Annotated in this window: 26 protein-coding genes and 1 pseudogene; 16 read left to right on the forward strand and 11 right to left on the reverse strand. The window is 72.8% G+C overall.

Features of this window, described 5'->3' with window-relative positions:
* Nucleotides 1-2 precede the first annotated feature (2 nt).
* A complete protein-coding gene (locus AC0I8G_RS10735) occupies nucleotides 3-998 on the reverse strand; it encodes a LacI family DNA-binding transcriptional regulator (RefSeq protein ID WP_471729898.1) in 996 nt (331 codons plus the stop codon).
* 134 nt (nucleotides 999-1132) lie between these two features.
* Between AC0I8G_RS10735 and hisD the strand changes: the two genes are divergently transcribed.
* The 5 genes from hisD to AC0I8G_RS10760 are packed head-to-tail and all read left to right on the forward strand — an operon-like array spanning nucleotide 1133 to nucleotide 4910.
* Nucleotides 1133-2458 carry a histidinol dehydrogenase gene (hisD, locus tag AC0I8G_RS10740; RefSeq protein WP_471729899.1) on the forward strand — a complete coding sequence of 442 codons (1326 nt, stop codon included), beginning with the start codon at nucleotides 1133-1135 and terminating at the stop codon, nucleotides 2456-2458.
* Nucleotides 2455-3222 (forward strand): SDR family NAD(P)-dependent oxidoreductase, encoded by a 768-nt coding sequence (locus AC0I8G_RS10745; RefSeq protein WP_471729900.1) that lies wholly within the window; start codon nucleotides 2455-2457, stop codon nucleotides 3220-3222. Before hisD ends, AC0I8G_RS10745 begins: the two co-directional genes overlap by 4 nt.
* Nucleotides 3222-3986: an HpcH/HpaI aldolase family protein gene (locus AC0I8G_RS10750; RefSeq protein ID WP_471729901.1), complete on the forward strand. Its 765-nt coding sequence runs from the start codon at nucleotides 3222-3224 to the stop codon at nucleotides 3984-3986. The genes AC0I8G_RS10745 and AC0I8G_RS10750 overlap by 1 nt, the downstream gene beginning before the upstream one ends.
* A gap of 55 nt (nucleotides 3987-4041) precedes the next feature.
* Nucleotides 4042-4224 (forward strand): hypothetical protein, encoded by a 183-nt coding sequence (locus AC0I8G_RS10755; RefSeq protein WP_471729902.1) that lies wholly within the window; start codon nucleotides 4042-4044, stop codon nucleotides 4222-4224.
* Nucleotides 4221-4910, forward strand: coding sequence for an alpha/beta fold hydrolase (locus AC0I8G_RS10760; RefSeq protein WP_471729903.1), 690 nt, complete (start codon nucleotides 4221-4223; stop codon nucleotides 4908-4910). The genes AC0I8G_RS10755 and AC0I8G_RS10760 overlap by 4 nt, the downstream gene beginning before the upstream one ends.
* A 16-nt stretch (nucleotides 4911-4926) precedes the next feature.
* Here AC0I8G_RS10760 and AC0I8G_RS10765 read toward each other — a convergent pair whose 3' ends face one another.
* Nucleotides 4927-5178 carry a WhiB family transcriptional regulator gene (locus tag AC0I8G_RS10765; RefSeq protein ID WP_471729904.1) on the reverse strand — a complete coding sequence of 84 codons (252 nt, stop codon included), beginning with the start codon at nucleotides 5176-5178 and terminating at the stop codon, nucleotides 4927-4929.
* Between the two features lie 373 nt (nucleotides 5179-5551).
* On the opposite strand from AC0I8G_RS10765, the gene AC0I8G_RS10770 reads away from it, so the two are divergent.
* The 7 genes from AC0I8G_RS10770 (at nucleotide 5552) to AC0I8G_RS10800 (ending at nucleotide 15306) form a co-directional block, all read left to right on the forward strand.
* Entirely contained in the window at nucleotides 5552-7150 is a 1599-nt protein-coding gene (locus tag AC0I8G_RS10770) for an alkaline phosphatase family protein (RefSeq protein WP_471729905.1), read from the forward strand.
* Nucleotides 7147-7707, forward strand: a complete 561-nt coding sequence (locus tag AC0I8G_RS10775) for a hypothetical protein (RefSeq protein ID WP_471729906.1) — start codon at nucleotides 7147-7149, stop codon at nucleotides 7705-7707. Before AC0I8G_RS10770 ends, AC0I8G_RS10775 begins: the two co-directional genes overlap by 4 nt.
* 137 nt (nucleotides 7708-7844) lie before the next feature.
* On the forward strand, nucleotides 7845-8777 hold the full coding sequence (locus tag AC0I8G_RS10780) for an ABC transporter ATP-binding protein (protein ID WP_471729907.1): 933 nt from the start codon (nucleotides 7845-7847) through the stop codon (nucleotides 8775-8777).
* Complete coding sequence (locus AC0I8G_RS10785; RefSeq protein ID WP_471729908.1) at nucleotides 8774-10129, forward strand: ABC transporter permease; 1356 nt, start codon at nucleotides 8774-8776, stop codon at nucleotides 10127-10129. Before AC0I8G_RS10780 ends, AC0I8G_RS10785 begins: the two co-directional genes overlap by 4 nt.
* A gap of 6 nt (nucleotides 10130-10135) precedes the next feature.
* The gene (locus AC0I8G_RS10790; protein WP_471729909.1) at nucleotides 10136-12949 is read left to right on the forward strand and encodes a bifunctional YncE family protein/alkaline phosphatase family protein; all 2814 of its coding nucleotides are present in this window, start codon (nucleotides 10136-10138) and stop codon (nucleotides 12947-12949) included.
* A gap of 151 nt (nucleotides 12950-13100) precedes the next feature.
* A complete protein-coding gene (locus AC0I8G_RS10795; protein ID WP_471729910.1) occupies nucleotides 13101-14708 on the forward strand; it encodes a methyl-accepting chemotaxis protein in 1608 nt (535 codons plus the stop codon).
* A 115-nt stretch (nucleotides 14709-14823) separates the two neighbouring features.
* Nucleotides 14824-15306, forward strand: coding sequence for a DinB family protein (locus AC0I8G_RS10800; RefSeq protein ID WP_471729911.1), 483 nt, complete (start codon nucleotides 14824-14826; stop codon nucleotides 15304-15306).
* 69 nt (nucleotides 15307-15375) lie between these two features.
* Here the strand turns inward: AC0I8G_RS10800 and AC0I8G_RS10805 are convergent, their stop codons facing one another.
* Nucleotides 15376-16572, reverse strand: coding sequence for a threonine aldolase family protein (locus AC0I8G_RS10805; protein ID WP_471729947.1), 1197 nt, complete (start codon nucleotides 16570-16572; stop codon nucleotides 15376-15378).
* Between the two features lie 98 nt (nucleotides 16573-16670).
* Between AC0I8G_RS10805 and AC0I8G_RS10810 the strand changes: the two genes are divergently transcribed.
* Nucleotides 16671-16922 carry a type B 50S ribosomal protein L31 gene (locus AC0I8G_RS10810; protein ID WP_471729912.1) on the forward strand — a complete coding sequence of 84 codons (252 nt, stop codon included), beginning with the start codon at nucleotides 16671-16673 and terminating at the stop codon, nucleotides 16920-16922.
* A gap of 398 nt (nucleotides 16923-17320) precedes the next feature.
* On the forward strand, nucleotides 17321-18823 hold the full coding sequence (locus AC0I8G_RS10815) for a methyl-accepting chemotaxis protein (protein WP_471729913.1): 1503 nt from the start codon (nucleotides 17321-17323) through the stop codon (nucleotides 18821-18823).
* Nucleotides 18824-18871: 48 nt separating this feature from the next.
* Here AC0I8G_RS10815 and AC0I8G_RS10820 read toward each other — a convergent pair.
* A pseudogene (locus AC0I8G_RS10820) lies at nucleotides 18872-19090 on the reverse strand (TetR family transcriptional regulator C-terminal domain-containing protein); the annotation flags it as partial.
* A gap of 147 nt (nucleotides 19091-19237) precedes the next feature.
* Here AC0I8G_RS10820 and AC0I8G_RS10825 point away from each other — a divergent pair.
* The gene (locus AC0I8G_RS10825) at nucleotides 19238-20494 is read left to right on the forward strand and encodes a phophatidylserine decarboxylase associated domain-containing protein (RefSeq protein WP_471729914.1); all 1257 of its coding nucleotides are present in this window, start codon (nucleotides 19238-19240) and stop codon (nucleotides 20492-20494) included.
* A 74-nt stretch (nucleotides 20495-20568) separates the two neighbouring features.
* Nucleotides 20569-21366 carry an MBL fold metallo-hydrolase gene (locus tag AC0I8G_RS10830; protein ID WP_471729915.1) on the forward strand — a complete coding sequence of 266 codons (798 nt, stop codon included), beginning with the start codon at nucleotides 20569-20571 and terminating at the stop codon, nucleotides 21364-21366.
* Nucleotides 21367-21388: 22 nt separating this feature from the next.
* On the opposite strand, the gene AC0I8G_RS10835 is transcribed toward AC0I8G_RS10830, so the two are convergent.
* The 7 genes from AC0I8G_RS10835 to AC0I8G_RS10865 form a co-directional block, all read right to left on the reverse strand.
* Nucleotides 21389-21859, reverse strand: a complete 471-nt coding sequence (locus AC0I8G_RS10835) for a hypothetical protein (protein ID WP_471729916.1) — start codon at nucleotides 21857-21859, stop codon at nucleotides 21389-21391.
* Between the two features lie 92 nt (nucleotides 21860-21951).
* Complete coding sequence (locus AC0I8G_RS10840; protein ID WP_471729917.1) at nucleotides 21952-22680, reverse strand: cytochrome c oxidase assembly protein; 729 nt, start codon at nucleotides 22678-22680, stop codon at nucleotides 21952-21954.
* The gene (locus AC0I8G_RS10845; RefSeq protein ID WP_471729918.1) at nucleotides 22677-23126 is read right to left on the reverse strand and encodes a DUF2243 domain-containing protein; all 450 of its coding nucleotides are present in this window, start codon (nucleotides 23124-23126) and stop codon (nucleotides 22677-22679) included. The genes AC0I8G_RS10840 and AC0I8G_RS10845 overlap by 4 nt, the downstream gene beginning before the upstream one ends.
* A gap of 7 nt (nucleotides 23127-23133) precedes the next feature.
* Complete coding sequence (locus AC0I8G_RS10850; protein WP_471729919.1) at nucleotides 23134-23628, reverse strand: hypothetical protein; 495 nt, start codon at nucleotides 23626-23628, stop codon at nucleotides 23134-23136.
* 210 nt (nucleotides 23629-23838) lie between these two features.
* Nucleotides 23839-24501: an SDR family NAD(P)-dependent oxidoreductase gene (locus AC0I8G_RS10855; RefSeq protein WP_471729920.1), complete on the reverse strand. Its 663-nt coding sequence runs from the start codon at nucleotides 24499-24501 to the stop codon at nucleotides 23839-23841.
* A 68-nt stretch (nucleotides 24502-24569) separates the two neighbouring features.
* Entirely contained in the window at nucleotides 24570-24980 is a 411-nt protein-coding gene (locus AC0I8G_RS10860) for a (R)-mandelonitrile lyase (RefSeq protein WP_471729921.1), read from the reverse strand.
* Between the two features lie 29 nt (nucleotides 24981-25009).
* A complete protein-coding gene (locus AC0I8G_RS10865) occupies nucleotides 25010-26032 on the reverse strand; it encodes a zinc-dependent alcohol dehydrogenase family protein (protein WP_471729922.1) in 1023 nt (340 codons plus the stop codon).
* Nucleotides 26033-26133 lie beyond the last annotated feature (101 nt).

Raw genomic sequence — 26133 nt, forward strand, 5'->3', positions numbered from 1 at the left:
GGTCAGCCGGCGACCCCGAGGGTTCTGCGCTCGACGAAGGTGGTGGTGAACGTGGTGTGGGACAGGGGGGCTCGTGGATCCTCGACGCGGCGCACGGCGAGCCGGGCCGCCTCGCGGGCCATCTGCTCGAAGTCGTAGGCGATGGTCGAGAGCTGCACGATCGGCCAGGCGGCGGGGGGGAGGTCGTCGAAACCCACGATCGAGACGTCCCGGGGGACGTGCACGCCGGTGCGGCCGGCGGCGTTGAGGGCGCCGTAGGCGACCACGTCGTTGCCGCAGAAGATCAGCGTGGGGGGTTCGGGCAGTTCCAGCAGTTCGCTCACCGCGGCGTCGCCGACGGCGGTGTCGTACGGGCCGCGGCGGACGTACCGCGTTTCCAGGAGCAGGCCGTGGTCGGCCAACGCCGAGCGCAACGCGAGTTCCCGGCCCTGTCCCGTGCTGGTGTTGGTCGGCCCGAGCACGGCGCCCACACGGCGGTGGCCGAACTCGACCGCGCGGCGGACGGCAACCGTGAAGCCGGGCAAGGGATCCACGACCGTGGCGTCGGCGTCGACCTGGGTGCTGGTGCGGTTGAGGTAGACGAACGGCAGCCCCCGGTCGCGCAACCGCAGGGGGGCGGTGGAGTCGATCGTGGTCGTGGCCAGGACGACCCCGTCCATCCCGTTCGCCAGCAGGCGGTCCACGACGTTCCCGTTGTCGTCGGACTCGGTGTGCAGCAGGAGCTGGTACCCGCGGCTCTCGAGTTCGTGGTGCACGGGCGCGATGATGTGGTGGTAGAACTCGTTGTTCAGGTCGGTGACGAGCAACCCGATGCGTCGGGTGCGCCCGGAGGACAGGGCCCGGCCGGCGTCGCTGAGCACGTACCCGAGCAGGTGGGCGGCCTCGCGGACGCGCTGCTTCGTGGCGCTCGAGAGCCGGGGGTCGTCCCGCAGGGCCCGGGAGACCGTGGGCTGGGAGACGCCGGCCACACGGGCGACGTCGCGGCTCGTGACTGCCATGGGTGAACCCTTCCGCGACCCGCTGCGACCGCTGGAGTCTAGCCGACGGGTGCCTCGGTCAGGTATACGTAGACGCAGTTCAAGCATACGTATACGCAAACCCCTGCACACCACCACGGAACGAGGGTCCGACGATGCCCCTGCAGCTCAAGAGCGCCCCCACGAAGTCCTTCGCGGACACGGCCCAGGCCGACGTCGCCGAGCGGGTGGGGACGATCGTCGCCGCCGTCCGTCGCGAGGGCGACGACGCGGTCCGCCGCTACGCCGAGCAGTTCGACGGCTGGACGCGACCCTCCCGGCTCGACGACGACCAGGTCGAGGAGATCGTGGCGGGTCTCGACCCCCAGGTGATCGAGGACATCCGGTTCGTCCAGGACCAGGTGCGCACCTTCGCCCAGGCCCAGCGCGACTCCCTCGTCGACCTCGAGGTCGAGACCCTGCCCGGAGTGCGGCTCGGGCAGAAGCACGTGCCCGTGCAGGCGGCCGGCGCCTACGTCCCCGGGGGGAAGTACCCGCTGACGGCGTCCGCGCACATGACGATCGTCACCGCCAAGGTGGCGGGCGTGCCCCGCGTCGTGGCCTGCACCCCACCCATCCGGGGTGAGGTCCCGGCCGCCACCATCGCGGCCATGAAACTCGCCGGGGCCGACGAGATCCACGTCCTCGGTGGGGTGCAGGCGATCGCGGCCATGGCCCTGGGCACGGAGAGCATCGCCCCGGTGAACCTCCTGGCCGGTCCCGGCAACGCCTACGTCGCCGAGGCGAAGCGGCAGCTGTTCGGGGAGGTCGGCATCGACCTGTTCGCCGGACCCACCGAAATCCTCGTCGTCGCCGACGACTCCGCCGACCCCTTCCTCGTCGCGGTCGACCTGCTCTCGCAGGCCGAGCACGGTCCCGAGTCGCCCGCGGTGCTCATCACCACCTCGCGCGCGCTGGGCGAGCGGGTGCTCGAGCACGTCGAACGGCTGCTGCCCGGCCTGCTGACCGCCGACTACGCGGGACCGGCCTGGCGCGACTGGGGTCAGGTGCTGGTGGTGGACGACCTCGACGAGGCGTACGCGCTGGCGGACTCCTTCGCCTTCGAGCACGTGCAGGTCTTCACCCGCGCACCGCGCGAGGCGCTGGTGAAGATGCACGACTACGGCGCGCTGTTCCTCGGGGAGAACACCTGCGTCTCCTACGGCGACAAGGTGATCGGCACCAACCACGTGCTGCCCACGCTGGGCGCGGCCCGCTACACGGGAGGCCTGTGGGTCGGCAAGTACCTGCGCACGGTCACCTACCAGGAGATCAGCGACCCGGCGTCCTCGGCCCGGCTGGGGGAGGTCTGCGGCCGCGCCGCGCGGGTGGAGCTCTTCGAGGGACACGCCCGTTCCGGCGACGTCCGGGCCTGGAAGCACACCGGCCGCCGCTTCGACTGGATCGAGGACGCGCTCGCGGTCGGGACGGGGACGCCGTGACCGACCTCACCGACCTCACCGGCCGGACCGCGCTGGTCACCGGCGGCGGGAGCGGTCTCGGGGCCGCCATCGCGACCGCGCTGCACGGGGCCGGCGCGCGCGTCGTGCTGGTGGGACGCGACCGCGGCCGGTTGGACGAGGTCGCCGGGCGGATGGGGGAGCGCACCCGCACCGCGTCCTGCGACGTCGCCGACGAGTCCGCGGTCGAGCGCCTGCGGACCGAGCTGGCGGAGGAGGAGATCTCGGTTCTGGTGAACAACGCCGGGGTCCCCGGGCCGGTGGCCCCCCTGACGGAGATCTCCGTCGACGACTGGGACGCGGTGTTCGACGTCAACGTGCGGGGCACGTTCCTGCTGTGCCGCGCCTTCCTGCCGGCGATGGTCGCGCGGGGGGCCGGGGACGTCGTCAACCTCGCGTCGGTCTCGGGCAAGCGCCCGCTCGCGAACCGCACCCCGTACTGCGCGTCCAAGATGGCCGTCCTCGGACTCACCTCGACGCTGGCCTTCGAGGTCGGCCCGGCGGGGGTGAGCGTGAACTCCCTCTCGCCCGGGCCCGTGCTCGGACCGCGGATGGAACGCAACCTCCGGCTCGAGGCGCAACGTCGGGGGGTTCCGGTCGAGGTCGCGGAGGAGGCGTTCGTCGCGCGCGCGGCCCTGGGGCGCATGGTCACCGAGGAGGAGGTCGGACGGGCCGTGCTCGCCATGCTCGCGATGCCCGGCATGTGCGGGGCCGACGTCGACCTCTCCGCCGGGATGGTGGCGTGATGGCGGCCCTGCGCGAGCGCGCCGACACGTCGTTGCGCGAGCGCGCACAGACCGGCGAGCGTCTGCTCGGGGTGCTGCTGCGGATGCCCGCGGAGGAACTCGTGGAGATGGTCTGCGTGGCCGGTTACGACTTCGTGCTGATCGACTGCGAGCACGGCCCGGCCGACGTGCTGGCGCTGCGCCAGCACATCGCCTGCGCCGCGCTGCACGGGGTTCCCGTCCTGGTGCGGGTCGGCAGCGACGACCCGGGAATGGTCCTGCGGGTCCTCGACCAGGGGGCCGAGGGCATCCTCGCCCCGCACGTCGACAGCGCCGACGAGGCGGCCGCGGTGATCGCCGCCGCGCACTACCCACCGGTGGGTCGGCGGGGTTTCGCGACGTACGGGCGGGCCGGGCGGTTCGGCACCACGGACGCCCGGACGCACCTGGCAGACCTGCTGCGCCGCACCCTGGTCCTGGGCATGGTCGAGTCCCCCGCCGGGGTCGGTGCGGTCGAGGAGATCGTCGCGACCCGGGGGTTGGACGGCATCATGGTGGGACCCGCCGACCTGGCCGCGGCCACCGGTCCCGACGACCTGCCGGTCCCCGCGGCGATCGCCCGGGTCAACGCGGCCGTCGCGGCGGGCGGGAAACTCCGGGTGGACATCGTCGGGAGTTCCCGGCGCGCGTCGGCGGCGTTCGAGGACGGCGCGCAGATCGTGGTCTACAACCTCGCGCACGCCCTCATGGCGCACCTCACGGAACTCCTCGTCCCGCACGCCTGACGCCGGGAACGGAGTTCAGACCGATGTCACCAGGAACCGTTCCCCCGGAGCGCAGATGCCCGACGACACCGCTGCCACGGCCATCGTGGTCTCGGGCCGGATGAATGACCTCATGCTGCCCACCACCAGCGACCTCTCGGAGAACTCCGCGTGCTTCGCCGAGATGCCCCGGGAGCTCGACGAGGCGACCACGACCGACGGGGCGGTCGAGGGCTCACCGGGCGGGGTGGCGGGATGACGCGCTGGGTGCTGCTGGCGGGGATGAACTGCTCCGAGGACCTGTGGAGCGGGTGCGGGGTGGACGACGCCTTCACCCCGCCGCTGGACCGGGAGAGCGTGGACGAGCAGGTCCGGCACCTGCTGCGCACGCTGCCCTCGCGGTTCCTCCTGGGCGGTTCGTCCCTGGGGGCCGTCGTCGCGATGGCCCTGGCCCTGCGCGCCCCCGAACGCGTCGCGGGGCTGCTGCTGACGGCGACGAACGCCCGGGCGCCCACGGCCGCGCAACGCCGGGGGTGGGGGGAGTGGCGACGGCGGCTGGACGCGGGCGTCCCGCCGCGCGTCCTGCAGGAGGAGATCCTGCCCCTGCTGCTCGCCCCGTCCACGGCGATCGCCCGCCCGGACCTGGTCGAACGGACCCTGGCGATGGCGGACGCCGTCGGAGCGGCGGTGCTGCGTCGTCAACTGGCGCTGCAGGACAGCCGACAGGACCTGCTCGGCCGCCTGCCTGCGCTCACCGTGCCCGTCCGGGTGGTCTCCGGGATCCACGACGCCCTGTGCCCGCCCGAGTTCCACACGGCGATCGCGGCGGCCGTCCCGGGGGCGGAGCTCACCACGACGGCGACGGGTCACCTGGGACCGCTGGAGGACCCCCGACCGTTCGCGGCGCTGCTGCACCAGGCGGGACCCGGCTCCACCTCCCGGTGACCTGCCCCGCTCCGCGTCACGTGCTCTGCCGGGCCAGGTGACTCCGCTGGGCGGGCATGAGGCCGGCCCGCATCCCGAAGCGGGTGGCGGCCGTCTCGACGGCCAGCGCCTCCCGCAGGCAGTCGCGCCGCACGGGACAGGTCTGGCAGACCTCGGCGGCGAGACCGTGGTGGCGGGCACTGGTGCGGGTCGTGGAGTCGAAGGTCTGGTCGAAGACCTCGACGTAGTCGCGGCAGCTCGCGCGCTGCTCCCAGTCGGTGCCGGGCATGGTCGTGCCTCTCGTCGCCGTGGTGCTCCCCGCCTGGTGGGGGCGGCAGAACAGGTATCGGCAACGGTTGCTCCACGGCACAGGCGCCGTACGGGTGACCGCCCGCGGAGGAGGGGAGGAAGAGCGGGTCCCAGGGCTTGAACCTGGCCCTCTCCGGTGGAACCGGAGCGCGTCACCACGGACACCTGACCCGCACGAAGCACCGCCCTCACGGGCGTCGCTCGTGGCACGACCATACCCCGGGTACCGCCCGTGTCCCTGACTCCCGCAACCCGTCCGGCCCAGTCCGTGCCGAGGGACGGACCTCAGCGCCCACGGACTGATCGCTCGAAGCAACTACCGCGAACGGCCAGGAACTGCTTGGGTGTGGCCTGTGGTTCCCACCGGACGTTCTACCCGGCCTCGACGCCGGTCCAGCGCGGCGTTCGTCTCGATCGCCGTCCTCGTCGCCGGCTTCCTCGTCGCCGGCAGCACCGCGGCCGCCCAGGCCCACTCCGGCCCGTCCTGGACGCCGCCGAAGATCAAGCACGTGTGGACGATCGTCCTCGAGAACAAGTCGTACGAGGCGTCGTTCACCGGCCTGAACCAGAACTCCTACCTCTGGAAGACGCTCCCGTCCTACGGCGTCCTCGCCCGCCAGTACTACGGCACCGGCCACTTCAGCGAGGACAACTACCTCTCGCTCGTCAGCGGTCAGGCGCCGTCGCCGGGCCCGCAGGCCGACTGCCCCTACTACAACGAGACCGGCCCGGTCCAGGAGGTCGCGGACGGGCAGTTCAAGATCCTCGACGACACCCAGCGTCCGGACGGCACCTACCACGACGGGTCCACCCAGCCGGGCTGCGTCTTCCCCCGGCAGGTCAAGACGTTGTTCAACCAGTTCGACGCCCAGCACGTCAGCTACAAGGGCTACATGCAGGACATGGGCAACGACCCCGCACGCGAGGCGACGACCTGCGGCAACCCGCTGCCGGGTCCGGGTCCCGCCGTGGTCGACCCGGGTGCCGCCGAGGGGCCCTACGCCTCCCCGGGGAGCCTGGCCGCGCCGAGCACCACCGTCGACGACCAGTACGTCCCCAAGCACAACCCCTTCGCGTGGTTCCACTCGCTGCTCGACAACGGCGACTGCGCCCGGCACGTCGTGCCGCTGGCCACGAACCTGCTGGCGGACCTCAAGAGCGAGAAGACCACCCCCGCCTTCTCCTGGATCAGCCCGGACAACTGCAGCGACGCGCACGACGCCACCTGCAAGGGGGACAACCTCTCCGGCGGGTCGAACGTGCTGACCGGCGACCGGAAGACCCCGGCCAACACCCAGGGCGGCCTGTACGCCGCGGACCTGTTCCTGGAACAGGTCGTCCCGGCGATCATGCGCAGCCCCGCCTACCAGGACGGCGGCCTCATCGACATCACCTTCGACGAGGGGTTCCCGCCCTACAAGATCTACGGGAACTCCATCGCGGACAAGAACTACACGCCCGACGCGGGGCTGGGCACCGTGACGGGTGCCGCCAGTGCCGCCAACAACGGCAGCAGCGTCGAGAGCCAGGCGAACACCGCCCAGTCCGTCGTCGCCTGCTGCAACGAGCTGCCCGGCCCGAACACCGACCAGCCCGGCGACCGGGCGTTCAACCAGGACACCACCCCCGGCGGCGGGATCACCGGTTCCGTCCTCATCAGCCCCTACGTGACCCCGGGGTCGGTGACCGACCAGCCGTACAACCACTACAGCTGGCTGCGGTCGATGGAGGACCTGTTCCAGGTCGACCACGGCGGTTCCGACGGCCAGGGCCACCTCGGCTACGCCGGGGCGGACGGCTTGCGACCGTTCGGACCCGACGTCTACAACAACCCGAAGGCGAAGGTCCTGCCGCCGAGACCGTCCGGCGAGGGCGGGATCTACGCGGCCGTCGCCCGCCTCGACGAGGTCCAGGAACCCGTCAGCCACCAGCCCCTGGACCAGGTGAAGTGAGGCACCGCTCCGACGCACGGCGCCCCGCGGCGCTCGCACGGACCGTCGCGGCCGGCACCCTGGTGCTGGTCGCGTCGGCCGGGTGCGCGGACGCCGCTCCGGGCGCGGGTTCCTACCCCGTGGCCACGCCGCAGACCCAGGTCCTCGCGACCCCGACCGCCTCGGCGGGCGGCTACCAGCTCGTGGCCGCGGGAGACCCGGTCCGCGTCGTCCTGCCCGACGCCGACGTCACCGCCCAGGTGTCCGGGCCGGACGTCGAGGTGCCGACGCCCGCTCCCGGCCAGCCGCTGTCCGCGGTGTCGGCGCCGGGAGTGCTGACCGTCACCTTCACCGCGACCTCGGGCCGCCTCGACGTCGCGGCGGCCGGATTCCTGGGGCTCGACGAGAAGCAGGACCCGGAGGCGCTCACCGCCGACGCCGCGTCGGTGACGGTCGAACCGGGCCACCCGGCGACGCTGCACCTGTCGTCCACGTTCGCGACGGGCCACACCACCCTGACGTGGCAGCCCCTCGGGGCGCCGCTGGTGACGTGGGACTTCGTCGTCGAGATCGACTGACCCGGGTTCCCCGGGTACGGCACCGCGGGCGGCACCGATTGCCTCCGGCAACGTTCACCCGCTGTTTCCCTGGTGTCAGCCACCCTCATCCGAACGGCCCCTAGCCTCTCGCACTGAGCGAGGTTGAGGAGCTACCTGTGGAACAGGTGAGGCCGGTACGGGCGCGTGGCGTCCACAAGAACTTCGGGGACGTCATCGCCCTCGACGGCGTCGACCTCGACGTGGGCGAGGGTCAGGTCCACGGGCTGGTCGGCCCCAACGGGGCGGGCAAGACGACCCTCCTCGGCCTGCTGCTCGGTCTCTCGGTCGCCGACCGCGGCAGCGTGGAACTCCTGGGCACCCCGCTGCGGCACGGGAGCGCGGTCCCCGACGGCGTCGCGGGTTTCGTCGACGGCCCGGGTCTCTACCCCCAGCTCACCGCGCGCCAGAACCTGACCGCCGTCGCCGACCTGCGCCGCCGCGACCGCCGCGGGGTCGACGACGCGCTCGAGCAGGTCGGCCTGGGCGACGTCGCCGAGGACCGCGTCCGCGGGTTCTCCCTCGGCATGCGTCAACGGCTCGGGCTGGCCGCCGCCCTCGTGGTGCACCCGCGGGTGCTCGTCCTGGACGAACCCTCCAACGGCCTCGACCCCGCCGGCGCCCGCCACGTCCAGCGCGTCCTGGACCGGCTCGCCGCCACGGGAACGTCCGTGATCCTCTCCAGCCACCGCATGGACGACCTCGCGGCGCTGTGCAGCGAGATCAGCGTCCTGGCCGCGGGACGGGTCGTCTTCACCGGCCCGCTGGCCAAGCTGGCCGCCGAGTCCGGCGAACTGGACCACCGGCTGCGGACCTCCCGGCCCGAGGAGGCGCGGCGGGTCGCGGCGTCCTCGCCGGGGGTGCGGTTGCTGCCGGCCGACGACCTCGCGCAACAGCGCGACGCGGACGCGCTGCTCGTGCGGGGGGCCGTCCCGGCGCTGGAGGACCTCGTCGTCCGGCTCGTCCACGCCGGGGTGGCCGTGCGCGAGGTCGCGCCCGTCGTCTCCCCGCTGGAGGCGGCGTTCCTGGCCCTGACCGAGGACGCGCGGTGAGCGCCGTCGAGGTACGCCCCGCCCCGCTGACCCGCCCCGCGCCGGCCCTGCCCGGGTACCGGTTCGAACTCCTCAAGCTGACCGCGCAGTGGCGCACCCGTCTGCTGCTCCTGGTGTGCTGGGTGGGGCCCGGCGCCTTCGTGGCCGCCATCAGCCGCCAGAGCACCCTGCCGACCGACACCGTCTTCGGGCGCTGGATGGGCCAGACCGGCTGGGCCGGGCCGCTCGTCGTGCTGTCGTTCTGCTGCAGCTGGTTCCTGCCCCTGCTCACCTCCCTCGTGGCCGGTGACGTCTTCGCCGCCGAGGACCGGCTCGGGACCTGGCGCCACCTCCTGACCTCCGTCGGCTCACCCCGGCGCATCTTCGCCACCAAGGCCCTCGCCGCCCTCACCGTGCTGCTGGTCCTGGTGGCGGGGCTGGCCCTCTCCAGCACCGCCGGCGGCCTGCTGGCCGTGGGTTCCCACCCGCTGGTGGGTCTCGACGGGCACCTGCTCAGCCCCGGCCGCGCGGCCCTGACGGTGCTGCTGGCCTGGGCCGCCGCCCTGGCCCCGACGCTGGCCTTCGCCGCGGTGGGGCTGCTCGGTTCCGTCGCGTTCGGGCGCTCGCCGGTGGGCCTGCTCCTGCCCGCCCTGCTGGCCCTCGTGCTGCAGCTCGTGCAACTGCTGCCCGTGCCGGCCGTGGTGCGGGTGGCGCTGCCGGGGTACGCCTTCACCGCCTGGCGGGGTCTGTCGAGCGCACCGGCCCGGACCGCGCCGCTGCTGCTCGGCGTCCTCGTGAGCCTGGTCTGGGCGGTGGTGGCGACGGCCCTGGCGCGTCGGCTGTTCCTGCGCCGCGACTTCACCGGTCCGGGCCACGACGGGTCCCCGCGGCTCGTCCTCGGCCACGCGGTGCTGCCGTTGGCCGGGTTGCTCGCCCTCACCGTCGGGGCCGTCGCGGCCGCCACGCCGGTCAGCGGTTCCGGCGTCGACCGGGAGAAGCTGCAGACGTCGCTGGCGACCGCCTACGCGCACCTGTACCGGCTGCAGGCGCACGAACTGTCCCGCCCGGACGTGACCGAGGCGCAGCTGCGCACCGACGCGACCTGCGACAAGGGTGGCGACCGGGTCGAGGACACCGGGCCCGGCAACGACTGGCGCTGCGTCGTGACCTGGCACATCCCCGGCGCCACCGCCGTCGGTTCGGCGATCTACCAGCTGGACGTCACCGCGGACGGGCGCTACGTCGCCGACGGGGACGGACCGCAGGAGGTCAACGGTTTCTTCCCGGTCCAGGCCGCCACCGGCCAGGCCCCCAACCCCTTGTGGCAGTTCGACGGTTCCGTCGACCTGCTCACCGCCACGACGAGAGGCTGAACCCCGATGAACCACGTCACCCGACGCCGCACGACCCCGAAGACGCGGGCCGAACTCCTGCAGCGCCTCGGCCGGCGGCCGTTGCAGGTCGCCGCCGCCGGAACCGCCGTCCTGGTCGTCGTGGGGGGAGGGGTGGCCTACGCCGGCACCACGGGCTTCGACCACCACCAGGTCGGCACCCTCTACCCCGAGGGCCTGCAGGTCTCCGACGACCAGGTCCTCAAGCCGATCGGCGACCGACTGGTCACCGACAACGGCAAGATCATGGGCTCGACCGTCAGCCCCGACGGCCGGTTCCTGGCCGCCGCGAGCACCGACAAGTCGATCGTGCTGCAGGTCTTCGACCTGAAGACGTACAAACTCGTCTGGACGGTCGGGACGGCGGCCACGGCCGACCTGAAGGTGACCGACGGCAGCGTGGGGCAGGAGGCCCCGACGTTCTCCCCGGACGGCAAGTGGTTGTGGCTGTCCCAGGCCGACGCGCTGACCCGGTTCCCGCTGAACCCCGACGGAACCCTGGGCGCCGGCACGACGATCGCGCTGCCGCAGCTGAACGGTCAGTCGGCGTTGCCGGGCAGGTCGGTGTACTCCCCGGACCACTCCACCCTCTACGTACCGCTGAACGGGCAGAACACCGTGGCTGCCCTCGACGCCGCCGGCGGACGGGTCCTGCGCACCTGGGCCGTGGGGACCGCCCCCCGCGAGATCGCCGTCGTCGCCGGCAAGCTCTACGTCAGCGACGAGGGCGGCCGTCCGGCCCGCCCGGGTGAGGCGGCGATCAACTCCTACGGCACCCAGGTGCCCGCCGACCCGTACCTGGGCACGTCCACCACCGGCACGGTCAGCGTCATCGACCCCGCCCGTCCCGACGCCGCGGTCGGTTCCATCGACGTCGGGTTGCACCCCACCGCGCTGCACGTCCGCGCCGGTGCGCTGTTCGTGGCCAACACCAACTCCGACACCGTCTCGGTGATCGACACCCGCAAGGACAAGGTGGTGCAGACCATCTCCACCAAACCCTGGGCGTCCTCGGCGGTGGGGTACCAGCCCACCGCCGTCACCACCACGAAGGACGGCCACCTCCTCGTCACCCTGGGCCGGGCCAACGCCGTCGCCGTCTACCGCTACGCGGGACGGCCCCAGGAACCCGTGGGCTACGTCGGGCTGCTGCCCACCGACTACTACCCGGCCGACGTGGCCACCGTCGGCGACCAGGTCGTGGTCACCAACACCCGCGGCATCGACGCCCGCGGTCCGGAACTCACGTTCCAGGAGGGGACGGGCACGATCCCGGCGACGGGCCACGGCACGCACAGCACGACGGCGTCCCTGACCCGCTTCCGTCTCCCCACGGACCAGCAGATCCGGCGGGACACCGCGACGGTGTTCGCCCAGAACGGCTGGGGCCAGGACGACGTCGCCCAGGCCGGCCGCCACCCGGCGGCCCCGGTCGCGGTGCCGGAACGGGTCGGCGACCCCTCCACCATCAAGCACGTGTTCCTCCTGGTGAAGGAGAACCGCACCTACGACCAGATCTACGGCGACGACCCCCGCGGCAACGGCGACCCCGCGCTGGCGCAGTTCGGCCGGCAGGTGACACCCAACCAGCACGCCCTGGCCCAGCAGTTCGGCCTCTACGACAACCTCTACGACGTCGGTACGAACTCCGCCGAGGGTCACAACTGGCTGATGCAGGGGGACAACCCCGAGTACACCGAGTCCTCCGCGGGGGAGTACGTCCGCAGCTACGACACCGAGGACGACGTCCTGGGCCACCAGCGTTCCGGGTTCCTGTGGACCGCGGCGCAGTCGGCCGGGAAGTCGGCGCGCAACTTCGGCGAGTTCACCCAGTTCGAGACGAAACCCCCCACGGCCACCTGGCAGTCGTACTACTGCGCCGCGACGGGTGTGGAACAGGGCGCCGATCCCGCCACCCTGTTCGACCCCGCGATCCGGACGGACACCCAGTCCCCGATCCCCTCGCTGAACGCGATCACCGACCACGCCTACCCGAAGTTCGACACCGACATCCCCGACCTCTACCGCTACCAGGTCTGGAAGCAGGACTTCGAGAAGAACGGCCCTGCGGCGCTGAACACGTTCTGGCTCTCCAGCGACCACACCGGCGGCACCCCCGACCCCGAGGCGCAGGTCGCCGACAACGACCTCGCGGTCGGGAAGATGGTCGACGAGATCTCCCACAGCCCGTACTGGAAGGACTCCGCCATCTTCGTGGTCGAGGACGACAGCCAGGCCGGCGCCGACCACGTCGACGGCCACCGCGCTCCCGTGCAGATCATCAGCCCCTGGGCCCAGCACGGGAAGGTGGACAGCACCTACTACTCCCAGCTCACGGTGGTGCGCACGATCGAGCAGATCCTCGGCGCTCAACCCCTGAACCAGAAGCTGGCCGCGGCGACGCCCATGTTCAGCGCCTTCACCGCCCAGCCCGACAACACCCCCTTCACCGCGCTGCCCAACCAGGTGCCGCTGACCGAAGGGGTCGCGACCGCGCCGAACTGCGGTACGGACACCCTGGGGCGGACCGGGAAGGCGGCGCAGCTGCTCAGCGCCGAGGTGCAGCAGAAGCTCACCGTCCCCGACGAGCAGACGGACGTCGCCGGGCAGTGGACGACCTGGGCGAAGGACCAGCGCTTCACCGGGACCAACGCCGTCGCCGACCACGCGAACCCCGAGCAGATGAACCGCTACACCTGGTACCGCACCCACGGCTGGAAGGTGCCCTACCCCGGTGACTCGGTGATCTACGCCCCGTCGCAGGTCCCCGGCGCCTACGTCCCCAGCGCCGACGCGGACTGACCACACCGCACGGACGACGGCTCACCGGTGTTCCGGCGAGCCGTCGTCGCGTTCGGGATCGGCTCAGGGTGACGCGGGACCAGCCGATGGGAGGCCACCCCCGGCGTGGCCAGGTCCACAGGAGTTCCCGGGTCGACGGAAGGCCCCGCCCATGTCCTCCCTGCTCCGCCGCGCCCGAGTCGGCACGCGCCTCGCGCTGGCCTTCGGCATCGTGCTGGTCCTGCTCGCCGCCACCGGGGCGACCGCGCTGAACAGCATCTCCTCGCAGTCGCGCTCACTGGCCCGACAGCAGGAGATGACCGCGCTGCTCCACTTCGTCGACCAGCAGAGCTTCTACGACGCCGACGTCAGCGGCTGGCAGGCCGCCTACGCCTGGGACGCGCGCCGCATCGGTGCCGCCGCCGCCGTGGAGGACTCCTCCGCCAACCGCGCCGGGTTCTTGGCCGACCGGGCGAAGCTGCAGTCGGCGCTGACCGCCGCGCCCACCGCGTCGATGACCACCGCGGAACGCCGGCTCACCGAGAAGCTCACCACTCTGTGGAACGGGTACTTCGCCTCCGACGACCGCGCGGTCGCGCTCTACCGCGCCGGGCAGGTGGAGGCGGCCGAGGACGAGATCCTCAACGTCGGGTTCGTCGCCTACGGAGACATGCTCACCGCCACCCAGGAACTGACCACCTCCGTCCAGGACCGGGCCCGCGCCGCCGCGGCCACCGCCCACAGCGCCGCGCAGCGCAGTCGCGCCCTGGTCGTGACCGCGCTGGCCCTGGCGGCCGTGCTGACCGTGCTGCTGCTGGTCGTGCTGACCCGCAGCATCGTGGGGCCGCTGCGCCGCATCGTGACCGACCTGCACCGCGTGGCCGAAGGTGACCTGAGCGTCGTCCCCGTCGTGGACGGGCGGGACGAGTTCCGCGACATGGCGAAGGCGTTGGAGGTGGCGGTCTCGGCCACCCGTCGCACCGTCGGCGACGTGGCCGCGGCGGCCACGGACGTCTCGGGGATGGCCGAGGAGCTGTCCGGGCGGGCCCGGGACCTGTCCGCGGCCAACGAGCGCACCACCGGTGACACCGACCGGGCGGCCCGTTCGGCGGACGTCGTCTCCTCGGACGTGGCCACGATCGCCACCGGGGCCGGCGAACTGGGGTCGGCCATCAACGAGATCTCCGCCAGCATGGCCCTGTCGGCGTCGGTGGCCCGCGAGGCGGTCGAGGCGGCCGAGACGACCCGCGCCACCGTCGCCGAGCTGGGGCAGGCCACCCGGGCCATCGCCAGCGTCGTGGGCACCATCACCGCCATCGCCGAGCAGACGAACCTGCTGGCCCTGAACGCCACCATCGAGGCGGCCCGCGCCGGGGAGATGGGCAAGGGTTTCGCCGTGGTCGCCGGTGAGGTGAAGGACCTGGCCCAGCAGACCGCCGGTGCCACCGAGGACATCACCCGCAAGGTCGCCGCCATCGAACGCGGGAGCATCGAGGCCGCCGACACCATCAGCCGCATCGTGGAGGTCATCGCCCGCATCGACGACCACCAGGCCAGCATCGCCGCGGCGGTCGAGGAGCAGACGGCGACGACCGGTGAACTGGCCCGCACCGTGGCCGGCGCAGCGGACGGCACCCACGAGATCGCCGGGGTGCTGACCGCCGTGGCCGGGGCCAGCGCCGCGGACCGTTCCAGCCTGGAGCAGGTCCGCGTCTCCGTGGAGTCGTTGCGCGAGACGTCGGGACGACTCCGCCGGGCGGTGGACACCTTCCGCCTCTGACCGCGGTCCGCGGTGCTACGACCGATGACTTCCGGTCGGTGCGCGGGTCCAGGACGTCGTGGGTCCAGGGCGTCGGCGGGCGGGGAGGTCTGCGGTGGAGGGTGACCGGGATGACGTGGAGGCCCTGCACACGGCGTTGCGCGGCCAACGCGAGCACGTGCTGGGCATCGTCGCCGGTCTGGACGAGGAGGCGGTGCGGCGGCCGGTGCTGCCGTCCGGGTGGAGCTGCCTGGGGTTGCTGAACCACCTGGCGGTGGACGACGAGCAGTTCTGGTTCCAGCTGGTGGTGGCCGGGGATCCGGGGTTGGCGTCCGCCTTCGATCCCTCGTTCGACGCCTGGACGGTCGCGCAGGACGTTCCCGCGGCGGCCGTCGTGGCCGGGTACCGCGCGCAGTGCGCGCGCAGCGACGCCGTGATCGCGGCGACGAGCGGGGACGCGCCTCCGAAGTGGTGGCCCGGTGACCTCTTCGGCGACTTCCGCCTCGCGGACCTGCGGGCGGTGCTGCTGCACGCGGTGCTCGAGACGGCCACCCACGCGGGCCACCTGGACGCGGTGCGGGAACTGCTGAACGGGCGGCAGTGGCTGGTCCTCGACTGAAGGCCGTCGAACCGGGTGCGCGGCGCCGCGTCGGTGGTGCACGCCGCCCCGATCCACACCGCGTCCGGTTCACCCGGCGGTGTCGAAGAACTCGAGGAACTCCTGCAGGGCGGTGCGCACGTCGTCGGCGTTCCAGGCGAGCCCGGCCTCCCCGACGGTGATCTCGGTGCAGGACAGCCCCGGAGGCAGCCCGGGTTCGCGCCAGGGATTGGCGAAGAGCGCCGTGCCGGTCCGTTCGGCCTGCCGGGTGGCGGCCTCGTTCAGCCGGTCGGCGGACCCGGGGAACCAGAACTGGAACTGGTGGGTGTGCGGGACGGCGGGGTGGACCGCGGCCCAGGGGGAACCGGTGGACCCCCGGTCGGGTCGCTCGGCGAGTTCTCGGGTGAGGGCCTCGGCGACGACACGGGCGTGGGCGACGTGGTCGGGCAACCGGGGGAGTTCGCGGTGCAGGCCGTGCAGCGCGGTGAGGGCGGCCGGGAACTGCTGGAAGACGTTGCCGCCGTAGCGGTGACGTTCGAGGCGGGTTTCCTCGACGAAGTCGGCGGGTCCCGCCAGGGCGGCCCCGGAGAGGCCGCGCAGGGACTTGTAGAAGGAGACGTAGACGCTGTCCGCCAGGGCCGCGACCTCGGGGAGGGGACGGCCGAAGTGGGTGGTGGTCTCCCAGAGGCGGGCGCCGTCGAAGTGGACGGACGCACCGCGCGTCCGGGCCGCGGCGGTGACGTCCACCAGTTCCTCGAAGGAGGGCAGGACGAACCCGGCGTCACGCAGGGGCAGTTCGAGGACCAGGGTGGCGAACGGTTCGGCGACGGCGCGGACGTCCTCGGCGCTGGTGGGTCGCGGTGCGGTGGTGAGGGGGACGGTGTGCAGGCCGGCGAGGCGGGTGAAGGCCTCGGACTCGTGCAGGCGGGGGTGGGACAGGGCGTGCAGGGCGACACCGTCCGACCCTCCGCGGCGGGCCCAGCACCGCAGTGCCGCCTGCTGGGCCATCGTTCCGGTGGGGAAGAACGCGGCGTCCTCCTTCCCCAGGAGGTCCGCCACGCGTCGCTCCAGGACGGTGACCACGCCGTCGCCGTAGAGGTCGGTGGGGGAGTCGAGGTCGAGACCCGCGTCGGCGGCTAGTTCGGTCGCGGCCTCGGCCAGGTCGTGCAGGCGCTGCCCCAGACGGGCGGTGGTGACGGGGCGGTCCAGCACGCGGGTGGCGTGCTGCACGGCGCGGACCGCACGTCCGCTGCGTCCGGATCTCCTGCTGCTGTTCACCCGAGCCAGCGTAGGTGAGCCCGAGCCCGAGCCCGGGGACGGGAACAACCCTCCACTGAGAAGAGTTCTCATGAGGGAAGGTCAGAACAGCCCACCCGGAGGTCACCGTGAAGCTCCACACCCACCCCGCCTACGACGACGTCGTGTTCCGCGACAAGTCCGCCGGCACCGCGTTCCTGTCGCGTTCCACGCTGACCTCGCGCGCCGGCCTGCCCACCGTGGAGTGGGAGGGCGCCACCTACCCCGTCGTCGACGTCGACGTCTCCTCCGCCAGCCACCCGTTCTGGACCGGCAACGCCCGCGTCCTGGACACCGAGGGACGCGTGGAGAAGTTCCGTCGCCGGTACGGCCGCAGCTGAGGGTCCTGCGCCTGGTCCGCGCCCCGGACCAGCTGTGACGCAGCGACACCACCGTGGACCCCGGCCGGGGCAGCGTCCCTGACCGGGCCCACGGGTGGAAGTCGCCGCGCACCGCCCCTCCAGATCCTCGCCCACCTGCCGATGTGGTGGGTGCGCGGTCCCGGGAGATCCCGGACGTGCGCCGTCGACGACGTCTCCGCGCTGTCGACGAGATCACCCACCAGGTCGAGCAGCCGGCCCCGGGTACCAGCACGGCTCCCCGGTCGAGCTCCGTCAGGACTCGCTGCGCCGCGCCCCCGGACCTCGTGACCGGAAGGACGTGCCCGCACGTGTTCGGACGTCAGAACTCCTCCTCCGCGCACCGCTCCACCTCTCCCGCGCATCCGATGCCGCGTGACGTGGAAGCCCTCGAAGCGGTGCTCGCCGCCCTGTCCGGCGGCGTCGAGAACGAGGTCGACGCGCACCGTGCGGTCGTCGTGGCCCTCTCGGAGGCGCTGGGGCTGACCTACGGGGCGGTGTGGCTGCCCGCCCCCGGAGGTTCGACCGGGGCCGGTCACCCCTTCCGCCTGGTCGCGGAGACCGGAGCGTTGAGCGAGGCGCTCGGCCGCAGCGGCAGCGACACCATCACCTTGAACCCCGACCAGCTGCAGTGGGCCGCCACCCACACCATGGCCGTGCTGGATCAGTCCTCCACCGACGAGGTGCCCACCCACCAGCGCTGGACCGTCGCCGCGCGTGCGGGTGCGGGTCAGGGGGCGATCCTCCCCGTCGTCGTGGGCGGTCGCGTCGTGGCGCTGCACGAGTACTACGGCAGCGCCCCGCTGCCCTTCTTCGGGGTCCGCACGGAGAAGTGGAAGGCCATCAGTCGCGTCGTGGCCTACGGCGTGCAGCACGCACTGTCCGCTGCGGCACTCGCGGAGACCCTCCACGACCGCCAGGCCGTGACGACCGTCATCGCCCGGGTCGGCGAAGCGCCGGACGCCGCGAGCGCCCTGCGCACCGCGTTGGAGACGGTCCGCAGCGCGTTCGGGTGGGCCTACGGCTCGTTCTGGGCCCTGGACGAGACGGACCGGACGCTGAAGTTCCAGCTGGAGTCCGGTTCGGCCGGGCAGGAGTTCCGGGACGTCACCCTGCGCGCCTCCTTCGCCGAAGGGGTGGGCCTGTCGGGCCGGGCGTGGAAGGCACGTGACCTGGTCTTCGTCGCGGACCTGGCGGAGATGACCGACTGCGTGCGCGCACCGGCGGCCCAGCGGGCCGGGGTGCGCTCCGGCGTCTGCTTCCCCCTGCTCAGCGGGGGTGAGGTGGTGGGCACGATGGACTTCTTCACCACCGACAGCATCGAGCTGTCCGCCACGCGGGCCGAGGCGCTGCGCAACGTCGCGCAGCTGCTGTCCCAGCGTCTGGAGATGCTGCACCGTGCGGAGCAGGACGCCTCCTCGGCACGGTCGCTCATGGACACGGTGTCGCGGCTGCGTCAGGCCACCTACAACTCCGACCGGGTGGCGGGGGCCGCGCGCGACCAGGCCAGCGCCATGGTGCAGGAGGTGGAAGCGCTGGAGCAGGTCACCACGTCCGTCGGCGACGTCATCAAGATCATCTCCTCGATCGCGGGACAGACGAACCTGCTGGCGCTGAACGCCACCATCGAGGCCGCTCGTGCGGGCGAGGCGGGAAAGGGCTTCGCGGTGGTGGCGGGAGAGGTGAAGGAGTTGGCGCGGGCGACGGCGGAAGCCACCCAACGGGTCGGCGAGCAGATCGCGGACATCCAGGCCAGCAGCCGCAGCGTCGCGGCGGGGATCGGCGAGACGGGTCGGGTGATCGGTGAGCTGGACGTCGTCCAGGCGGACATCGCGGCGGTCCTGTCCGAGCAGGAGCAGTTGGCCGGCGACTACGGGCACTGACGGTCGCCACCGGCGCCTTCCGGGCCCGGCCCACCCCTGACGGATCAGGTGCAGGGCGAGACCGTCGAGGAGGGCGTGCAACATCGCGGTGGTGCGTTCCTTCCGCGGGGGCGCGGTGAGGACCCGCGCGACGAGGCGGCAGGCGTGGGCGACGTCCCGGTGCGCGGCGTCGGTCACGGTTCTCAGCGACGGGTCGGCCAGGGCTGCGGTTCCGAGGGAGAACTGCACCTCCGCGTCCAGGCGACGTCCGTCGTCGAGGGGTGGCAGTTTCTCCGGAGTTCTTCAGGGTGGAGCCGGAACTCGTGCTGGAGGCGGGTTTCCCGGCCTGGGCCGTCACGGGTGAGCCGAACGCGGTGTTCACCGGGTCCTCGAGGTCGGGAGGCGCCGACCGTGGACCTGGGGTTGGCTGGGACGGTGACTTCCGAGACCAGCGACCTCGAACGCACGGACGCCCGCCGCCGGGCCGGGTGGCTCCCACCGGACATGGAGGGGTTGGAGAGGTGGCTCGAACGCCACGTCGCCCGAGCCGCCGTCCGGGACGCTTCGATTCCCCTGCACCCGGTGCTCCAGGCCTTCCAGGAGCTGCTGAGGACCGACGCGGTCCTGCGCATGCACGTCGAACGCATGCTCGAGCAGGAACCCCAGGCCAAGCCCTACCGGAAGCGGCACGTCCACACCGTCGAGCAGCTCCTCCTGCTCATCGACGAGGTCCTCACGATGGCCCCGGAGTTCAGCGAGGACGCCATGGTCATCACGCCGATCGCCGCGATCCTGGACTGGTCGATCAGCACCCCCTCGGGATTCGCCGCCTTCCGTGACCCGCGCGTCAACGCGGCGTTGGAGAAGATCCTGAACACCTGGTGCGAGTTCCTCGACAGCCCGGCCTCCACCTACGTCCTCAACGACTCCCCGTCCGGGTGGAAGAGCGAGGCCGCCCGGGCGGCGATCGGCATCGAGCAGTACCAGCACGACCCCGACGACGAGCACTGGGGGTTCACCTCCTGGAACGACTTCTTCACCCGCCGGTTCCGCGACGGTCAGCGACCGGTCGCCGAGCCGGACGACGACAAGGTCGTCGTCAGCCCCTGCGAGTCCACGCCCTACGCCATCGCCCGCAACGTGCAGCGACAGGACCGGTTCTGGCTGAAGAGCCAGCCCTACTCCCTGCAGGACGTGCTGCACGGCGACGAGGCGGTCGAGCAGTTCGTCGGGGGGACGGTCTACCAGGCCTACCTCAGCGCGACGAACTACCACCGCTGGCACGCCCCGGTGTCGGGAACCGTCGTCCGGGCCTTCCCGGTGCCGGGGACCTACTACTCGGAAGCGGATTCCGAGGGCACCAGTGCCGGGGAACCCCAGGAGTCGCAGGGCTACCTGGCCCACGTCGCCGCCCGGGCGGTCATCCTCCTCGAGGCCGACGACCCGACCCTCGGACTGGTCGCGTTCGTCCCGGTGGGGATGGCCGACGTCTCCTCGTGCCTGATCGCCGACCACGTCGTGCCGGGGGCCAGGGTACGCAAGGGGGACGAGATCGGGCGCTTCCAGTTCGGGGGTTCCACCTGCTGCCTGATCTTCCGGCCCGGGGCGATCGCCGACTTCGCCCTCGAGACCGTTCCCGAACCGCAGGCGCCGGTGGTGCAGGTCCGCTCGCGCATCGCCACGGCCCGGTAGGTCTCCGGACCGGGGGAGGCGACGTGGAGCCGCGTCGCAGGAGTGTCCGGCCCGCAGCTGGGTAGCTGCACGGTGTGGACCGAACTCTCTCGCTGACGTTCGTCGGCACCGCCACCGTGCTCCTGCGGTGGGGCGCCCTGACCGTGCTGACCGACCCGAACTTCCTGCACCGGGGCCAGTTCGCCTACCTCGGCAAGGGAGTCCTGTCCCGTCGGCTCACCGAACCCGCGCTGTCGGTGGAGGAGCTGCCACCGCTCAGCGGGGTGGTGCTGTCGCACCTGCACGGCGACCACTTCGACCGGGTGGCCCGCCGCGGGCTCGACCGCGCGGTGCCGATCGTCACGACCCCGCACGCGCGTCGACGGCTCGCGGGCCGTCACGGCTTCGGTGACGTCCGTGGCCTGTTCACGTGGGAGTCGAGCACGCTCACCACCGGTCCGGACCAGGTGGTCGTCACCGCGACCCCGGCCCGGCACGCCCTCGGGGCGGTGGAGTCCCTCCTGCCCGCCGTCATGGGCAGCGTGCTGGAGTTCTCCCGGGTGGGGGGAGCGGTGGAGCGCAGGGTCTGGTTGTCGGGCGACACGTTGAACGTCCCGGAGTTGCGGCAGATCCCCACGCGCTACCCCGACGTCGACCTCGCCGTCCTGCACCTCGGCGGCACCACGCTGCCGGGAGGCGTGGTGGTCACCCTGGACGGCGCGGCCGGAGCCGACGTCCTCGAGCTGGTGCGTCCGGCGCAGGCCGTGCCCGTGCACCACGACGACTACGGGGTCTTCCGCTCGCCGTTGTCCGACTTCCGGGCCGAGGTCGAACGCCGCGGGCTCGGGTCGGTGGTGCGTTACGTCGCCCGGGGCGAGACGGCGGAGTTCTGACGGGGCGGTCCGGTCCGGCGGCTCAGTGCACCTCGGCGTCCCGTCCCGAGGAGAACATCGATGTGCCCTCCTCCGGGCTCAGCCGGACGTCGAGCACGAGGGGCACGTCCCCGGCCAGCGCCTCGATGACCGCGCCGGCGATCTCGGAGGGGTGGTGCACCTCGACCACGTCGGTGTCGTCGGGGAGCTGGATCACGGTCCGGGCGTCCCCCGTCGAGGTGTCCGTCACGTCGCAGACGACCAGGACGCCGCCGCCGTCGTGCGCTTCCTCCACGGCGTGGGCGAGAGGGCCGTCCAGGGCGGACCGTGCGCAGACCCCGACGGCGATCGGACCCGGGAACCCCGGGACCCGGGCCGACCAGGCGGAGAGCTCGCCGTCCTGCTGCGGGAGCAGCACGGCGCCTTCGGGGTACTGGTCGAGGAGGTCCCGCAGGTGCAGGACGAGGGACCGGGTGAGGTGTTCGAGACGCTCTTGCGAGGTGGGCTGCTGCACGGCTGCTCCTGGGCTCGGACGACGGCCCCGGCTCGACCTCCCGCCACGATGACGCCGACCGGGCGTACCCGCAAGTGCTCCGTGCCGGGCGGTCAGCGCGCGGCGCGGTCCCGGACGGCACCGGGACGCACCGGACGGCCGGCCGGACGGGAACGGGGCCGTCGGTACCACCGACCGAACAGCGCGACCGCGGTCAGGAGTTCGACGACGTCACCCCCGTAGAACAGGAGTTCGGCGGCCGCGCCGCCCCCGCGGGCGTAGAGGAGCTTGGCCAGGACGTCGTGGGCGGCGAAGACGGTCAGCAGCGCGACGGCCTTGCCCCCGAGGCTCGGCCGGTGGGGTACGGGGTCGGAACCCACGAGGGCGGTCGCGAACAGCCACCCCGCCGCGACCATGTGCACCATCAGCAGGCCGTGCACCGCGGGCGGGACCGGGACCAGGTAGTACAGGTAGAGACCGCCGACCTCGAGGGCGGTCGCGACCGGCAGCCAGGTGACCACCCGCGACCAGCGCAGGTGCAGCGCCCGGACGAGCAGTCCGCGCAGACCAGGTGGAGCAGTCCGCAGGGCGAGGCTCACAGGGGCCGACGACGCCAGCAGCACGGGCGCCGCCATCGTCACCAGCAGGTGGACGACGACGTCGTCCACGGCCCCGCGGACCGGCCACAACCCGGCGACCGCCCACGCCACCGCCGCGGCGACGGCGGCACCCGTCCGCGGGACCGGCCACCGGTCACCCCGCCGGTGCAGACCGCCCTCCGCCACCAGGTACGACGCCAGGAGGACTCCCGCCGCGAGCAGGAGCACCCAGCCGGGGATCACGCGTCCCGCCGCCGCCCGCGCCGACGTCCCACGAGCAGGACGACGGTGCCCGCCACCAACCCGGCCAACGCAGCCAGGTTCCACGCCACGTCGTAGGGCCACAGGTCGACGCCGTAGCGGATCTGGTGCAGACCGAACACCTTGTGCTGCACGAGCCCGTCGTAGAGCTGGAACCCGCCCCAGCCGAAGAGGCCGCCGGCCAGCACGCGGTGGCCCACGACGGCCCGACGCCGCTGGAGGTCCGCGAAGAGGAACAGGCCGGCGACGACGGCGATCCAGCTGCCGGCGTGGAACCAGCCGTCGGAGACGAGACCGACCGTCGACGTGGAGCGGTCGTAGAAGTGGTGCCAGTGCAGGAGCTGGTGGAACACCGTCTCGTCCAGGAACCCCGCGACCCCGATCCCGACGAGGACCCCCACGGGCAGCGAGCGTCGCGCCGCGACCACCGGAGCCTCAGCCCCCCAGGACGTCGCGGACCGCAGCGCGCCGCAGCTGCTCCAGCTCGGCGGCCTGACGGTCGGCGCGCTGGACCAGTTCCTCCAGGGCCTCGGCGTCCAGGCGCTCGTCGGTCAGGGCCAGCTCCCGCAGGCTGCGCCACCCGGCGGCCTTGCCCTGGACCCCCAGCAGCAGACCCTCCAGTTCGATGACCGTCCGCAGCGGTGAGGGCCGCACCAGGTGCCCGTTCGGTTTGAGCGCACCCAGCGCCTCCCCGACCCGGCCGGCGTACTGCAACGGTCGCTGCGAGGGGACGCCGAGGACCCGCATCCAGTGCAGCAGGCTCTGCCGGTCCTCGACGATCTCGTCGTGCAGCCGCTCCAGCGCACGCCCGGTCTCGGTCCCCCGGTGGGCCCGGGCGCTGCGGGCGAAGCGGGCCCGGCCCGTCGTCGCCCCGGCGAGGTGGTCGTTGAGGTAGACGGTCAGGTAGCGCCGGCGATCATGCTCGTTCACACCGGGGAGGTACCCGTGCAGGGTGGGCGGAAACCGATGGGGCCGCCGGACCCGGGTCCCCCGGGGACTCGTCAGCGTCCGACCCCGACGGTCAGGGTGGTGTAGCCCGTCGCCATGTCCCCGGGGTCCCCAGTCCCTGCTCGTCCAGGTCGTCCTGTGGTCGCGGCAGGGTTCTGCCCTCGAACTCCGGCGGGTTCCGCGGCACGTCGGTCAGGTGTCCATCGCCTCGGCGAACTCGCGGAACCGCTCGCGTCCGGTGTGCATCGACCACAACCGCTCGGCGAGGACGTCGGGATCGTGCGTCGGGTGACCGGGGGTGATCGCACCCGGGACGATCAGCTGACCCACGTGGACGCCGGCCGCCAGACCCTCGTGCAGCAGCGCCCCGTAGGTGCTCTCCGCGGCGAAGGCCACCGACGTCCCCGTGACTGCGAGCCGGGGACGGACGGCGCTGCCACCGTTGACGAGGAGGATCGAGCCGCGGCCCAGGGCGCGCATGCCCGGCAGCACCGCCTCGACGCTCGTCGCGAGCCCGACCACCGAGAAGGCGACGGCCTCGGCGAGGTCGGCGCTCGTGGTCTCGCCCACGGAACGCAAGTAGTTCTGCGCCGGGATCGGGCTGTACTGCAGCACCTCCACCGGGCCCAGTTCGTCGTGGGCCGCTCGCAGCGCTGCCGTCAGGGACGCCGGGTCCCGGACGTCGGCCTCGAACCCGCTCGCCGTGGTCCCACCGCTGCGCAGCCCGGCCGCCAGTTCCTCGACGTGGGCGAGGGTCCGGGAGACGAGGGCGACGGCGAACCCCTCCGCCCCGAACCTCCGGGCGACTGCGGCGCCGAGGCCCGTGCCGGCCCCGACGATGGCGATGGTGGTCACGGTGTTCCTCCAGGGGGTGGGCGAGCGGGGGTGGTGGACGGTACCGCCGTCACGGTCCGGCGGAGGGTTCAGGCCTGGGCGCGCGCGTAGTCCTCGTCGGTCACCGGTTCCAGCCAGGTCACGGGGCTCGTCCTACCGTCGGCGGTGTCGGCGGCCTCCTGGATGGCCAGGTGGGCGGCGAAGGAGTCGGCGGTGGCGCCGTGCCAGTGCTCCTCGTCCGGGGAGCAGACGACGGTGTCGCCGGCCCGGGCCCGCAGCACCGACCCGTCCCGGGTGCACACCAGGGCGGTGCCGTCGGTGATGTGCAGCACCTGGCCCATCGGGTGGACGTGCCAGTAGGTGCGTGCGCCGGGGGTGAACCGCACGTGGGCGACTCCGATCCGCGAGGGGGCCTCACCCGCGGCCAGTGGGGTCATCAGCACCTCGCCGGTGAACGTGGCCGTCGGCTTCTGGGTCGGTGCGGGGGTGTTGAGCTGCACGGGGTTTCCTTTCGGGAGGTGGAGGGGGTTCAGGGACGCAGGAGGACCTTGGTGGCCCGGCGTTCGTCCATGGCGCGGTAGCCCTCGGCGGCGTCGTCGAGCGGGAGTTCGAGGTCGAAGACCTTGCCGGGGTCGATCTTCCGGTCCCAGATGAGCTGGATGAGGTCGGGCAGGAACCGGCGCACCGGGGCCGGTCCGCCGTGGAGGTGCACGTGGGTCATGAAGATGTCGTCGCCGGTGATGGCGACGTCGTGCAGGACGCCGACGAAGCCGACGTGCCCACCGGGGCGGGTGGCTCCGATGGCCTGGTGCATCGACTCGTGGGTCCCCACCGCCTCGACCGCGGAGTGCGCCCCCAGCCCGCCGGTGAGTTCCTTCACGACGGCGACGAACTCCTCGCCACGCTCGGCGAGGACGTCGGTGGCGCCGAACTGGCGCGCCAGGGCCTGCCGGTCGGCGTGACGGCTCGAGATGATGATCCGCTCCGCGCCGAGCTGGCGGGCCGCGAGGACCGCGCACAGGCCCACGGCGCCGTCCCCGACGACCGCCACGGTCTTGCCGGGGCCGACGTCGGCCGCGACCGCCCCGAACCAGCCGGTGCCGAGGACGTCGGAGGCGGCCAGCAGCGAGGGGATCAGGTCGGCGTCGGGCTGGCCGGGGGTGGCGACCAGGGTGCCGTCGGCGAGGGCGATGCGGGCGTACTCCGCCTGGGCGCCGCTGGGGGCACCGGGCTGACGGTGGACGCAGCCGGTCTGGTAGCCGGCCAGGCAGATCTCGCAGGTGTTGTCGGAGGCGAAGAACGACCCGACGACGAAGTCGCCGACCGCCACGTTCCGGACGTCGGCGCCGACCTCCTCGACGACCCCGCAGTACTCGTGGCCCATCGGCTGCGGCGTCGTCACCTCGTCGGAGCCGCGGTAGGGCCACAGGTCGGACCCGCAGACGCAGGTCGCGGCCAGGCGGATGATCGCGTCCGTGGGTTCCACGATCGTGGGGCGGTCGACGTCCTCGACGCGGACGTCTCCGGCGGCGTGCATCACGACAGCGCGCACAGGGGTTCTCCTCGGTTCGGTCGGCCTGCACGGTCTCGTCAGGCCGGGTTGGGACACCTCGATGGTGGCCCCGTCCCGGTCCCCGCACCGCCCGGGAGCGG

The organism is Kineococcus sp. AC630 (genome assembly GCF_979255925.1).